This is a genomic window from Photobacterium makurazakiensis, assembly GCF_050336715.1.
In the GTDB taxonomy this organism is placed as follows: Bacteria; Pseudomonadota; Gammaproteobacteria; order Enterobacterales; family Vibrionaceae; genus Photobacterium; species Photobacterium makurazakiensis.
Genome location: NZ_JAKJSJ010000015.1, coordinates 64,969 through 79,314 on the forward strand (window position 1 = coordinate 64,969; position 14,346 = coordinate 79,314).

Consider the following 14,346-nt stretch of genomic DNA (forward strand, 5'->3'; position numbering starts at 1 on the left):
TTGATCTGTGTACGATTTTTTATACATTTCTACGTGTTTTTTTGGCACTCCTATCAATAGGCGACCACAATTCTTATATTGCGAATAATATAATTGCGCTGCGCTGAAAATATTGAAGGGAGTCGGTATGAGTAATAACAATCAGCCATCTAAGGATGAAAAAATCTTAAACGAAGCTGTTGAAACTTCGGGAGAATCATCCAACTCGGAACAGGCTGCTCAGCAACAGCGACAACAGGAAAATCAGCAAAATGCCAATGTAACAACGAGTTCTGAAAACTTGCGCCAAGGTGGTCGTAATCAACATGGTCGTCAAGAACAAAGGCAAGCTCAAGAGCAAGGTGAGAGGGCGTCACCACAGCAAAATGGAGAGCCAGAAAATCAAAGTCAACGAGGCTCTCAAGAAAACTCGCAAAGCCAAGTTATAGAAGATAATGGTGGAGAGGGGTCTGACGAACAAAATGAATCAGGTGTTCAGTCGGTAGGCGGTCAATCTGGACCTGCGCCACAAGGAAGCGGCGGGCGTCAACAAAGTGAAGAGCCTGCGCAGCAAGGTGCCCCTCAAGCAGCACAAAACAATAACGCTTCTCCTCAAGGAGCAAATAACAGTCCGCAACAACAAAGCAATGATCCTGATGTTGCTGTCACATCAAAAGACTTTGCGGTCAATGTTGCACCGAGCGAAGGTGAAGAAGCGGCAAGTGATTGGGATCAGGAAATCACTGAACAAGTCTTCGAAATCAATGTTGAGGACGTAAACGATGGCCCCGAAGCAGGGGATCATATTGAAGCTGTCATGGATGAAGACGGCACGCTGACGTTATCGCAAGATGAGTTATTAGCCAATGCTAGCGATATTGATGGTGATGACTTAACGGCCAGCAACCTGACCTCGGCCAATCCCGATGTTGAAATCACTGAAAATCCCGACGGCAGCTTCACCATTTCGACACCAGAAAACTTTAATGGTGATCTATATCTTAGCTACGATATTTCAGATGGTATCGAGACCGTATCGAGCGGTGTCGATTTATCGGTAACGCCTGTCAACGACGGCCCTGAAGCGGGCGATCATATTGAAGCTGTCATGGATGAAGACGGCACGCTGACACTAACGCAAGATGAGTTATTGGCAAATGCTTCAGATATCGATGGCGATGACCTAACGGCAAGCAACCTGACCTCGGCCAATCCCGATGTTGAAATCACTGAAAACCCCGACGGCAGCTTCACCATCGTAACACCGGAAAACTTTAACGGTGAGTTATACCTTAGCTATGATATTTCAGATGGTGAAGAAACGGTTTCTAGCGGTGTCGATTTAACGGTTACCCCAGTTAACGACGGCCCTGAAGCTGGCGATCATATTGAAGCTGTTATGGATGAAGACGGTACGCTGACCATGTCGCAAGACGAGTTATTAGCCAATGCCAGTGATATCGACGGTGATGAATTAACAGCCAGCAACTTGACGTCTGCCAATCCCGATGTAGAAATCACTGAAAATCCCGATGGCAGCTTCACCATTACCACACCCGAAAACTTCAACGGTGAGTTATACCTTAGCTATGACATTTCAGATGGTATCGAGACTGTATCTAGCGGTGTTGATTTAACGGTTACTCCAGTTAATGACGGCCCTGAAGCCGGCGATCATATTGAAGCTGTTATGGATGAAGACGGTACGCTGACCATGTCGCAAGACGAGTTATTAGCCAATGCCAGTGATATCGACGGTGATGAATTAACAGCCAGCAACTTGACCTCGGCGAATCCTGATGTAGAAATCACGTCAAACCCAGATGGTAGTTTCACCATCGTAACACCGGAAAACTTTAACGGTGATCTATACCTTAGCTACGATATTTCAGATGGTATCGAGACCGTATCAAGCGGTGTTGATTTAACGGTTACCCCAGTTAACGACGGCCCTGAAGCGGGGGATCACATCGCCGCTGAAATGGATGAAGACGGCACGCTGACCTTGTCGCAAGATGAGTTATTAGCCAATGCCAGTGATATCGACGGTGATGAATTAACAGTCAGCAACTTGACGTCTGCCAATCCTGATGTAGAAATCACCCCGAATCCCGATGGTAGTTTCACTATTACCACACCAGAAAATTTCAACGGTGAGCTATACCTTAGCTACGATATTTCCGATGGTATCGAGACCGTATCAAGTGGTGTCGATTTAACGGTTACCCCAGTTAACGATGGCCCTGAAGCTGGCGATCACATTGCCGCTGAAATGGATGAAGATGGTACGCTAATCTTGTCGCAAGATGAGTTATTAGCCAATGCCAGCGATATCGATGGCGATGATCTAACGGCTAGCAACTTGACGTCTGCCAATCCCGATGTTGATATCACTGAAAATCCCGACGGCAGCTTCACCATCGTAACACCCGAAAACTTCAATGGTGAGTTATACCTCAGCTACGATATTTCTGATGGTGAAGAGACCGTTTCTAGCGGTGTTGATTTAACGGTAACCCCAGTTAACGACGGTCCTGAAGCTGGCGATCATATTGAAGCTGTTATGGATGAAGACGGTACGCTAACCTTGTCGCAAGATGAGTTGTTGGCAAATGCTTCAGATATCGATGGCGATGAACTAACAGCAAGCAACCTGACCTCGGCCAATCCYGATGTGGAAATYACGCCGAATCCAGATGGCAGTTTTACCATCACCACGCCAGAAAACTTCAACGGTGACTTATACCTCAGCTACGACATTTCTGATGGTGAGGAAACCGTCTCAAGCGGTGTTGATTTAACGGTTACCCCAGTYAACGACGGCCCTGACGCTGGCGWTCACATTGCCGCTGAAATGGACGAAGACGGCACGCTGACGTTATCGCAAGATGAGTTATTAGCGAATGCTAGCGATATTGACGGCGATGACCTAACGGCCAGCAACCTGACCTCGGCCAATCCTGATGTGGAAATTACGCCGAATCCAGATGGCAGTTTTACCATCACCACGCCAGAAAACTTYAAYGGTGASYTATACCTYAGCTATGAYATTTCWGATGGTGAAGAAACGGTTTCTAGCGGTGTTGATTTAACGGTTACCCCAGTTAACGACGGCCCTGAAGTGGGTGAACACATTGCCGCAGAAATGGACGAAGACGGCACGCTAACCTTGTCGCAAGATGAGTTACTGGCCAATGCTAGTGATATTGACGGCGATGACTTAACGGCCAGCAACCTGACGTCTGCCAATCCCGATGTTGAAATCACTGAAAATCCCGACGGCAGCTTCACCATTTCGACACCGGAAAATTTTAATGGTGATCTATACCTTAGCTACGATATTTCAGATGGTATCGAGACCGTCTCAAGCGGTGTTGATTTAACGGTTACCCCAGTCAACGACGGCCCTGAAGCCGGCGATCACATTGCCGCTGAAATGGACGAAGACGGCACGCTGACGTTATCGCAAGATGAGTTATTAGCCAATGCTAGCGATATTGACGGCGATGATCTAACAGCCAGCAACCTGACCTCGGCCAATCCCGATGTGGAAATCACGCCGAACCCAGATGGTAGTTTTACCATCACCACGCCAGAAAACTTCAACGGTCAGCTTGATCTGAGTTTTGATATTTCAGATGGAGAAGCGAGTATTGCAAGCAATGTTGACTTAACGGTTATCCCTGTCAACGACGCTCCTGATGCTGGTGATGAGATATTCCTAACGGCTCAAGAAGATACCATTGTAGGTGTCTCGATGCGCGAAGAGCCAATGATCCGTCTCGATCAAGAGCCTGAATTTGGCACAATAGAAGCACTTATTGATGATGAGTGGGTTGCCATGCAGGTTGGCGACGAGGTAACGCATGACACTGAAATTCGTTGTGCGCCTGATGAAGATGCCGTCCAAGCAGTAACTCACGATAGTATGATTGGTACGTTCGACGATAACGCCAAACTTGACGATTGGGGAGAGGCAATTGATAGCCATACCCGACAATTTACTGATGGTGATTTGACAGTAACTACCTCCAGTAATGATGGCCCGTTAGGTGCTTGGAATGGTAATACTCATGTCGGGCACGGTATTGGTGACAACGATAGAAATGGATTAAGTCGTGATGAAAAACTTACAGTCGAAATTGATGGCGAGAACATAAACCAAATTAGTTTCACGCTGGATGGTTTAGGTGGCTACTTTATGAAGTCATCGGCTAAGTTTACTGAAGTTGAAATAAAGGCTTTCGATGATGAAGGGAATGTTATTGATTCGGAAACTTACCATAAAGATGACCCGCATAGCTATGTTACCACTTACACGTTAACCGCTGATGAACCTGTTGCGAGTTTTGAGCTAGGGACGATTCAGGGAAATGGTACTTATGTTGTTCAGAACATGACCGTTTCGCAAGTGGCACCGGATTCAGCAATATTCACTTCAATTGATATTGATGGTTCGGAAATGACCGAAGAAGTGGCTTTCCATCATCAAGAAAATCAAGCGAATGAGCCCATTGAACTTTCGGCTCAATTATCTGAAGCCTATTCGCAATCTGAAGAGGCGACTCAGTTTGCCCCAGTCGTGATCACCGAGCAGCAATTACTTGAGCAAGCATCAGATATTGATAGCTTGGATCTCGATATTGTCGATCTTACTTTGGTGGGAAATGATGCCACTTTGCAGGATAACGGAGATGGTACATATAGCGTTATTCCGAATGAAGATTATAACGGCACAGTAGAACTTACTTATAAAGTCACAGATGGTGAATTGACGACTGAAAACAGTATCCATATTGATTTTGAAGCGGTAAATGATGCGCCAGAAGTGCAGCAGCCATTAGCTGCAGAAGTAAATGAAGATCAAGAGTTAATCCTTTACCCTGATTTCCTATTAAGCCAAGTCACTGATATTGAAGGGGATGACTTATCACTGGTTGGGCTTGAGATCAAAGCACCACTAGGCGGTACGTTGACACCAAATCCAGATGGAAGCTACTCGTTTGCACCTCCGCCAGATTTTAATGGCTTGGTTGAACTAACATACAGCGTTACTGATGGAGAACATACTGTTGAAGGCAATGTGAGTGTCGATGTGATCCCCGTAAATGATGCACCATTTGCAACGGGTAATGCTTCGCTCACAACGTACGAGGATGAAGGTGTAACCTTCACATCGGAATCGCTGCTGGGACTGTTCGATGATATTGACAGTGCGAGTGTTTCTATATCTCGGGTTCTGACAGCGGAGGGTGAAGAAGCTCAGGGAAGTGTGGTCGACAACGACGACGGTACGTGGACATTCGTGCCTGCCGATGATTTTGCTGGCAGTGTTGCCATGACGGTTGAAGTGACAGATGGTCAAGCCACCTATGAAACCTCAATGCCAGTATATGTCCGTCCTGTCGCTGATGGGGCAATGATAACGACTGAGCATGATGGCCCATTATTGATAACTGAAGACGGCAGCGGTTTACTCGATTTGAACATCAGTATGATGGATGATTCTGAATCGATGACAGCACTCGTTATGTCAGGTTATCCGGTTGGGTTTGTAGTGAGTGACGGCGTTAATAAGGTTGAAATTACAGAAGAAGGCCAACAGATCAATTTAATGAACTGGGATGTGGATGTTCTTGAAATCACACCACCAGAGAATTGGTCAGGTAATTTCTTTGTCACAGTTACTGCGACAACGGTTGATTACGGTGACGAAGTATCGAATATGCCAGCCGCTGAAGCGACGGTGATTAATGAAGTCATTCAAGGTGAGGCTAACGAAACATTAGAGTTTACAGGCGATGACTTACTTGAGTTATCTGAAGTAGAGGTTGAAAGTGATAGCTATACGATTGAGCACCTAAATCTTGTTGACCCAACTCAAGGCGTTATCACCATTGATCAAGACGGTAATGTGGCCTTTACACCAGCCCCTGACTTTACCGGGCAAGTTCATGTGACCTTCCAGGTCGTTGATGCCGAAGGTAATACCCAAGATGCTGGTATTACCTTAGGTCTGGAACTCTCTCAGCAGAGTGATAATACTGCACCACAAAGCTCGCAACCTATAACACAAGAAATAGCAGAAGGAGAGTCATTAAGTTTTAGTGATGCCGAGTTACTGGCCAATATGACTGACGTTGATGGTGATGATCTTACCGTAAGCCAAGTACAGGTGACTCAAGGCGAAGGGATGCTAACGGCTGAAGGTGGTAGTTATACCTTCATACCAGAAGCAGGTTGGTTTGGTGATGCTGAAATTAGCTACAGCGTAAGCGATGGTACAGATACGACGTTACAAACCATGTCAGTGACGGTTGAAGAAGCCTATCCAGAAAATGCAGTTACACTAACCGCAGATACATTATTGCAAAGCTGGCCTGCGGAGGATCGCGAAAGCTTAAGTATCGAGAATGTCATGGCCGATGACGGTGAAGGGCGGATTGTTGAAGAAGACAGCGAAACATGGACATTTATTCCGGAAGAAGGATGGAGTGGAGAAGCCAGCGTTTCGTATGATGTGAACGACGGCGACGCTAGCATTCCGGGGCTATATCCTTTTACCGTTGAAGAGTTAGAGCAAAGCCATGACCCCGTTGGTGCCTTTGCTGCTGATGAAAATGGTACGGTTACGTTTACAGATGACGATATACTGACCCAAGCAGGTATTGAAGACCAAGATAGCATCGCAATTAATGACGTGAGTTACGAAGGTGACGATGGCATGTTGTTTGATAATCCAGATGGTAGCTATAGTTTCTGGCCAAACGATGACGCTGATAGTGAAATTGCGCTTAATGTTAGCTATAGCGTTGATGGTGAGCCAGACCAACAAGCTGTGGTGTCTTTCCTACTCGAAGAAGATCTCGATCAAAATGAGCAAGATGTTGAAGAGGAAGCAATACAGGTAGAGTCTGCTGAAGCGGATTATTACGGTGTCCCTGGTGATAGCCTTGAGATTGCAATACCCGAGAATATAACTGATCAGCCAGAGGTTGATGTGGTTGTTATTTCTGGTTTAGAAGACGGTGTGTCTGTTGAGTCGGCACTCGATAATGGGGATGGAAGTTTCACTGTTAGCGGTGATGATAGCTTTACCCTCAGTGCAGAAAGTGAGTTCAGTGGTGAACTTGATATCACCATGACAGGCTTTGATAATATGGGAGAGCCTGTTGAAGGTGCTAGTGACACGATAACGGTGAATTTTGACGATGAAAACATTGGCAATACATCCCCGCAATCTTCAGAGCAACAAGATGATCAGCAAGACCAAGAAACTGATTGGACACAAGATAACAACGAGCAAGGTGGTTTTGACCCGCTGATGGATGAAGGCGCTGATAGCGGCGATGAAATCGATAACGGTCAGCAAGGTGATATGAGCTTTGATGATAGTAATTTTTAAGCTACCTACAGCTTCCGTATAATTGCTCGGAATTTAAAAAGCCATAACTGTCATGTTATGGCTTTTTAATTAATTTTGAGCGGGAGGTATTATTTACGAGTTTTTCTGCGAGAGAATCCAAGGCCGACCATAGCAAGGCTAAACACAGCTAATGAACCAGGCTCTGGTACATAATTAGCCACAAAAACCAGTTTTTCGAATGAGTTACTACCATTGAGCCCTGTATGATTTCCGCTACGCCAGCCACCCACGTTAAAATTAAGCGTATGCCAACACAAGCGGTCACGTTCGTTTAACCCATTAGTATCACATTGAGCCTTATTTACGCTATCGCCTAATCCTGCAAAGCCCCATGAATGATTTGGGTTGTAGTACCATTCAGCGCCATTAGAGGTTGTTGTTATACCATTGTTAGCTGCACCAGTATCTGTCGTTGCATCAAGAACAGAGGTCGCGGCCAGTACATCAAGGATGTTATTTCCAGTTTCTCTTCCTGCCAACATGATGTAGTCATTATTTTGGCAAGAAGCGTCCAGTGATGCGATACCACCAGCATTACCTTGTGAATAAAAACTCGTATCACAAAGCGTCCATCCCCACACATTGGTAACGGTCGCAATGTCGATGTCATTCTGAGGCCCTACTGGGATAAATAGCGCATGTACGGAAAATGAAACTAGTGAACTGATTGAAAGAGCAGATACTACTGCTAGCTTTCGTAGGGTGTTCAGAAAGAGGTTATTGATATGCGGCATTGAATCATTCCTTTTTAAGCTTAAAGATGGTGACGACGAAGTAAGTGCGACATATTTAGCTTTCTAACTAATGCTCTCCGATGTCAAAACGCTTCTTAAAATGCGTACCAATTCAATAGCAAGTAAAGTGCCAAATTTTAAATTCAGTAAAATCAATAATTTATTATCGTACTGAGATGGATGTGTAAAATTACCTGACAGGTGAACAGGCGAATATCGATATAGAAAAACATTCACGCGTGATTATGGCTTGAATATTACGGTTTGCGGTTTAAAAAGGTTGGCGCAAATAAGGGAGCCTGCATAGTTAAAAGAAAACAGCCACGCAGTGAAGCAGTGGCTGTTTTAATCAGAAGTCAAAGTAGATGTTATGCAAACTCTTTTTGAGCATGCTCTTTTGCACTGTCGATGCTTCTTTTAACAGTCACAGAGTTGTCTTCAATGTGGGGTGATGTTTGGCCAGCCTTGCTGGATTTATACTTATCTCTACCGAGCATCAGTAAGCACGGAGTTAAGATCAGAGTTAGCAGAGTCGCAAACGCTAAGCCACCAGCGACGGCTGTGGCAAGTTGTGACCACCATTGAGTACTTGGCGCGCCGAATTCGATTTTACGATTGATTAAATCGATATTCATTTCGAGAACCATCGGTAGTAAGCCAAGAATTGTAGTAATGGTGGTAAGCAGAACAGGGCGTAAACGTTGAGCCCCCGTTTGCATGATAGCTTCGACTTTATCTAGGCCTTGTTTGCGTAGCTGGTTAAAGGTATCAATCAGAACAATGTTGTTGTTTACGACGATACCCGCGAGCGCTATTACCCCAATCCCCGACATGATAATGCCAAACGGACGCTGGAAGATCAGTAGCCCTAAAAACACACCAACAGTCGAAAAGAGCACGGCACTTAAAATTAGCAGAGCTTGATAGAAACTATTGAACTGAGTGATCAGAATTAACCCCATGGCTGCCAGTGCTACCAAAAAAGCGGATTGTAAGAAGGCCGAAGACTTATTTTGATCTTCATTTTGGCCTCTTACTTCAACACTGGTGCCTTTAGCAATGGTCATTTGTGCAATGGCCGATTCAACATCGGGCAGGATAAGGCTAAGGTTATAACCTTCTGACATGTCAGCCATGACTTCCAGCACGCGCTGACCATCAATACGGTTAATTGTATTTTGTTTTGGTGCAGGGGAGATACTGGCAAAGTTGGTGATTGGCACCATACCATATTGCGTTTTAACCCTGAGTTCATCAAAGCGACCGATGTCTCGTTTGTCTTGGGGGTAACGGACGAGAATGTCGACTTCATCATCTGTATCATCAGGTAAGTAGTCACCGACTTTTAGCCCGTTAGTTACAAATTGCACGGTATTACCAACCAAGGTAGCATCACTGCCAAAACGAGCAGCATCATCACGATTGACCTTGATTGTCCAATCAATACCTTGTTTATCACCTGAGTCTGAAATATTGGTAAAGGCGGTTTGCGCTTCCATCCAACGTCTTATTTGAGCAATTGCATTTTGCATGTCTTGCTTATTGTTACCCGCTACTTCAATCACTAAATCATGATCGCTTGGCGGCCCAGCTTGCGGAAACTTAAATTCAAGTTCAATCCCTGCGATATCTGCTGTTTTTTCACGTAACTCGGCAATAATGTCTTTGATTGGTGCACGCTGCTGCCAATCGAGCGGGTTAAATTGTATTTGACCAATCTGATCATCGCCACCTGTGCGGGTATAGACACTTTTTATGCCTTCGGTTCCTAAAATACGCGCTTCAAGTTGTTGCATGAGCGCATCTTTTTCGTAGATAGAAAGGTCACCGTGCGAACGAGCTTTAATCGTGAAGTGGGGCGGATCAACCTCGGGAAAGAATACGACACCTAAGCCAGCTTTGGCATAAGAGAAGCCAACGATAACGGCAAGCAATAGCGCACTTAGCAAGATCTTAAAAGGGTGACGAATAGCCACCGATAAACTATTCAAGTAAAGCTTGGTTATTCCTCGAGCTTGTTCAAAATGACCATTTTCAATGGCTATTTTTCGCTGTTGCTCTGCTGAGCTAGTATATTGTGGTTTACCAATAACGCTGCCAAGCACAGGTACAAAAACCAGTGCCATCACTAACGAGGCTGATAATGTTGCAATGAGGGTTAGAGGAAGGTAGCGCATAAATTCCCCCGTTGTATCAGGCCAAAACAGTAATGGTGCAAATGCGGCTAACGTGGTGGCGGTAGATGCCGTTATTGGCCATGCCATTCGTTTTGCTGCTTCTCGATAGGCTTGCTTTCGAGGAATATTTTCCTGCATTCGACGATCGGCATATTCAGTAACAACAATCGCGCCGTCGACTAACATCCCCACAGCCATGATCAGCGCGAAAAGAACGATGATATTGACGGTTAGCCCGCTGATAGCCAGTACTAATAACCCAGTAAGAAATGATCCGGGAATTGATATGCCGACAAGAAAAGCAGTGCGAGACCCAAGAATAGCAAGAATTACAATGACGACCAGAATGATGGCTGACAGTATATTGTTTTGTAAGTCATTCAGCATGGTCTTTACTTCTTTTGATTGGTCAAGCGTATACTCAATCAAAAGGTTCGCGGGCCATTCTTCACGTTTTTGAGCTTCCTTGAGTACTGCTTTTACAATCTCAACAGTTTCGATGATATTTTCACCAGCACGTTTTTTTACATCGAGTACAACGGCAGATTGACCATTCAAACGAGCAAAGCTATCAGGATCACGATAGGCACGACGGATGGTGGCAATATCGCCAAAGCTAACCACTTTATTGCCATCAACTTTTATTGGCAGTTCAAGAATGTCTTTAAGTGATTCGAAAACCGATGGCACTTTGACAGAAAAGCGGCCGTAACCACTATCAATAAAGCCCGCAGCGACAACCCGATTATTACGTGAAATTAAATTGAACACATCTTCCTGATCAAGCCCATAGCTTTCCATCAATAGAGGTTCAACTAAAACTTCAACGACATCTTCTCTGTCACCAGCGATATCGACTTCTAAAATTTGACGAAAGCTCTCTAGCTTATCTTGCAGTTCACGGGCGATTTGAATCGTGGTGCGTTCGGGGACGGTGCCATAGAGTACCAGCGACAAAACAGGGTCTTCACCCGCGAGTGTAATTTCATTTACGGTGGGTTCGTCGCTGTCATCAGGCAATTTTACTTTGGCAATATCAACCGCTTCACGAACATCGGTTAACGCTTCATTAAGATCTGTACCAGCATTGAACTCAAGTACTACAGAAGCATGTCCTTCAGAAGCTGTGGCGGTCATCTCCTTAACACCTTCAATCGAACGAAGCTCCTTTTCTAATGGCCTGACAAGTAATCGTTCTGCGTCGTCTGGGCTAATACCTTGATGAGAAACAGACACATAAATAATGGGAATAGTAATGTCAGGGTTCGATTCTTTTGGTATGGCTTGATAAGTGGCAACTCCGGCGAGTAAAACCAAAACTAATAGAGTGATAATAGTCCGAGAACGGCTGATCGCGGCATCAATAATGGCAAACATTATTCACTCCTATTCTGATGAACTGGCAGAGCCGTATCACCATCACGAACAAAGCCTTGGCCAACCGTAATGACATCGATAGGCTCACTTATCCCACCAAGCCAAACTCCGTCGGGTTCAACTTTTACTAATGAAATAGGTGTGAACCGTACCACGTTATTTTCAATCAGTGCTTTAATCCCAAGGTTTCCACCTTCATCTAAAGCCAGCATGGATGGTGTGATTTTTATCGCGTCTTCGGTTTCTAAAACTAATTCGACATCAGCACTGATCCCAGCCGTTAATGTCATGTTTGGATTTGGTATTTCTATTTCAATAGGGTAAGTGTTGGTTTGTTCCGATGCGACTGATGCCCGGTAGCGAAGTTTTCCTTGTGTGGTATAGCCTGTCACTAATGTGATGTCTGCAAGTTGTTGTTGATAGACCTTATCAACATGGCGTTCACTGATATCAGCATTGATAACCAGTGGGTCGAGATCAACTAAGTTAACGACGGGATCACCAACTGCAAGGTAGTCACCTTGTTCAATGTGAAGGATCTCGACAATGCCATCAAAAGGGGCGTTAATGCGCGTATTATCTAGCGCAATTTGAAGGTTTCTGACTGTCGCTTTGGCTTCAATTAACCCTGCTTCAGCCTGACTTAAGGCGACCTCACCTTGTAAACCGCGTTTTTGAAGTGACTGAGCGGCATTGAACTCTTGATCTTTGACTTTCAATAATGCTTTAGCACGTAGTAACTGTAATTCGCGATCGGCTTTTGAAAGCTGTATTAAAGGCTGACCGGCTTTCACGCGTTCGCCTTTTCGGATGAGTAAGCGTTCGACTGTTCCGGATACCTCTGCGCCTAATGTCGCTTTTCTATCAGGCGCTGTTCGACCATAAAGAGACAGCGTTCTGGCGACAGGTTGGGGGGTAAACCGCTCGACAATGACTTTGGCTAGGGGAGGTACAGTGTTTTGTTTCTCTGCTGGTTTATCAATTGGGTGTTCATTCTCTTCTGCGGCAAGGTTTTGACTGTAGTAGCCACTAAAAAGCCACGCTGATAGTAGCAATAAAATTAAACCAGAAAAAATCCATGGCCGTTTTGAAAATAGTGATTTTATATGTGCCATCGCTCACATCCTTGAGAACTTCGACGAACAAGTTGATAGTACCTCGTATGCTATCAAAACTTTGCGTGCAATTGGTTAATTGTCTCTTCAATCTCGACATACAACACAATGATTACTTTAAGTGAAAGTGTGACGTGTCAGCTTTTTCTCAGATGTCGTAAAAAATAATTAAGATTAAGAATGTTCTAGTCGCTTCCTATTACTAGTTTTATTTGACGGTTATTTATTGATATTTAATGAAGCAGCGAATCTTGATTTCAGTATCCACGGTTGATGGATCTAAGTATCTCCAATTAGGAAGGAAAGCACAGCAAGGTTTACGTTGGGCTAGCTATAGCGTGTTTACTGTGGCTTTAGTCACGGTTGGAAGTCTTTATTACCTTATAAATGAGCGTGATTCAGCAAAATATTTACAAGCAGAGCTAGAGAAAAAATCGGATTCATTAACTCAAGATCTTGTGGTCTTACAAACGCTTAAAACGGAATTAGAACAAGATTTAGAAACGCGAGAATCTCGATTAACATTGGTTTCTGATCGTCTAGGTGATATTGAAACTTTGCTCGGTGTCCATGGAGACAGCGATACAGAAATAGAATCACGCTTAGATTTAGCCGCGGTTAACTCAGCGGTTAGGCTTGCCATTTTAGATCAAGTACCAAACGGGGCACCAGTAAAGGCCGCACGCCAATCTTCCCAGTTTGGGGTGCGAACTCACCCTATTACTGGCGCAAAAAAAATGCACCGGGGACTCGACTTCGCGGTTAACACTGGTACGCCAATCTACGCTCCTGCCGATGGTGTTGTTGAGGTTGTAAGGCCGAGTAAAACAGGGTCTGGTAACTTTTTACGTATACAGCATGCATTTGGTTTTTCCTCGTCATATTCACATTTAAATAAATTTGCGGTACGAAGTGGTGATTTTGTTAATAAGAACGATCTTATCGCATATTCCGGTAATACAGGCTTGTCGTCTGGCCCTCATTTACATTACGAGATTCGTTTTGTGGGTAGAGCGCTAAACCCTCGTCATTTTGTTGATTGGGGCATGGATGATTTTGAATCAATTTTTGAGCAAGAGAGAACATTAAAATGGGCATCTTTAATAAACAAAGTGGAGCAACGAGTCAGCAAGCAACTACAACTATCATCGCACACGGCTGCCAAATCAAAGGCGAACTCCAGCTAGAATGCAACATTCAAGTTGATGGTACGATTGATGGAAAATTGCGTTTAGAAAAGTTGCTGATGGTAAGTAAAACTGGCCGCATTACTGGCGAGGTGTTTGCGGATAAGATGGTTGTTAGTGGTATTATTAAAGGTAAATGTTACGCCAATACGATTGAAATCCTGGAAAATGGAAAAATAGAAGGCGACATTTATTGCGATGATTTAAGCATTGCTCGTGGTGGTAAATTCTTTGGTCAAACTCACCCTGAAGAGAAAGAGCAGGTTGTCGAATTAAACCACAAAACCAAAACGAATGAAAAGAAAGAGCAAACTAACAGTAAGCCTACGCCAAAAGCAGTAAATGGTTAGT

6 protein-coding genes and 2 pseudogenes are annotated in these 14,346 nt (G+C 44.5%); 5 read left to right on the forward strand and 3 right to left on the reverse strand.

Translation table 11 applies throughout. The annotated features are described in order from the left end of the window. Positions 1–127: 127 nt before the first annotated feature. The 3 genes and pseudogenes from L4D09_RS07520 to L4D09_RS07525 form a co-directional block, all read left to right on the forward strand. Positions 128–5,398, forward strand: a pseudogene (locus L4D09_RS07520) (cadherin-like domain-containing protein); the annotation flags it as partial. Between the two features lie 348 nt (positions 5,399–5,746). Continuing rightward, positions 5,747–6,292, forward strand: a pseudogene (locus L4D09_RS28885) (cadherin-like domain-containing protein); the annotation flags it as partial. Continuing rightward, a complete protein-coding gene (locus L4D09_RS07525) occupies positions 6,284–7,384 on the forward strand; it encodes a cadherin-like domain-containing protein (RefSeq protein ID WP_489685998.1) in 1,101 nt (366 codons plus the stop codon). The pseudogene L4D09_RS28885 and the gene L4D09_RS07525, both read left to right, overlap by 9 nt. Positions 7,385–7,473: 89 nt before the next feature. On the opposite strand, the gene L4D09_RS07530 is transcribed toward L4D09_RS07525, so the two are convergent. The 3 genes from L4D09_RS07530 to L4D09_RS07540 all read right to left on the reverse strand — a co-directional run bounded on the left by L4D09_RS07530 (position 7,474) and on the right by L4D09_RS07540 (position 12,808). Then, a complete protein-coding gene (locus L4D09_RS07530; RefSeq protein WP_428456874.1) occupies positions 7,474–8,139 on the reverse strand; it encodes a PEP-CTERM sorting domain-containing protein in 666 nt (221 codons plus the stop codon). A gap of 368 nt (positions 8,140–8,507) precedes the next feature. Next, positions 8,508–11,693 (reverse strand): efflux RND transporter permease subunit, encoded by a 3,186-nt coding sequence (locus L4D09_RS07535; protein ID WP_428456875.1) that lies wholly within the window; start codon positions 11,691–11,693, stop codon positions 8,508–8,510. Then, complete coding sequence (locus L4D09_RS07540) at positions 11,693–12,808, reverse strand: efflux RND transporter periplasmic adaptor subunit (protein ID WP_428456876.1); 1,116 nt, start codon at positions 12,806–12,808, stop codon at positions 11,693–11,695. Before L4D09_RS07540 ends, L4D09_RS07535 begins: the two co-directional genes overlap by 1 nt. Before the next feature lie 236 nt (positions 12,809–13,044). Between L4D09_RS07540 and L4D09_RS07545 the strand changes: the two genes are divergently transcribed. After that, on the forward strand, positions 13,045–13,995 hold the full coding sequence (locus tag L4D09_RS07545; RefSeq protein WP_428456877.1) for a M23 family metallopeptidase: 951 nt from the start codon (positions 13,045–13,047) through the stop codon (positions 13,993–13,995). Between the two features lie 8 nt (positions 13,996–14,003). Then, complete coding sequence (locus L4D09_RS07550) at positions 14,004–14,345, forward strand: bactofilin family protein (RefSeq protein ID WP_428456927.1); 342 nt, start codon at positions 14,004–14,006, stop codon at positions 14,343–14,345. Position 14,346 lies beyond the last annotated feature (1 nt).

Coding starts and splice junctions, on each gene's coding strand:
- L4D09_RS07540 (WP_428456876.1), bottom strand. CDS start 12,808: ATGGCACATATAAAATCACTATTTTCAAAACGGCCATGGATTTTTTCT.
- L4D09_RS07545 (WP_428456877.1), top strand. CDS start 13,045: ATGAAGCAGCGAATCTTGATTTCAGTATCCACGGTTGATGGATCTAAG.
- L4D09_RS07530 (WP_428456874.1), bottom strand. CDS start 8,139: ATGCCGCATATCAATAACCTCTTTCTGAACACCCTACGAAAGCTAGCA.
- L4D09_RS07525 (WP_489685998.1), top strand. CDS start 6,284: ATGTCAGTGACGGTTGAAGAAGCCTATCCAGAAAATGCAGTTACACTA.
- L4D09_RS07535 (WP_428456875.1), bottom strand. CDS start 11,693: ATGTTTGCCATTATTGATGCCGCGATCAGCCGTTCTCGGACTATTATC.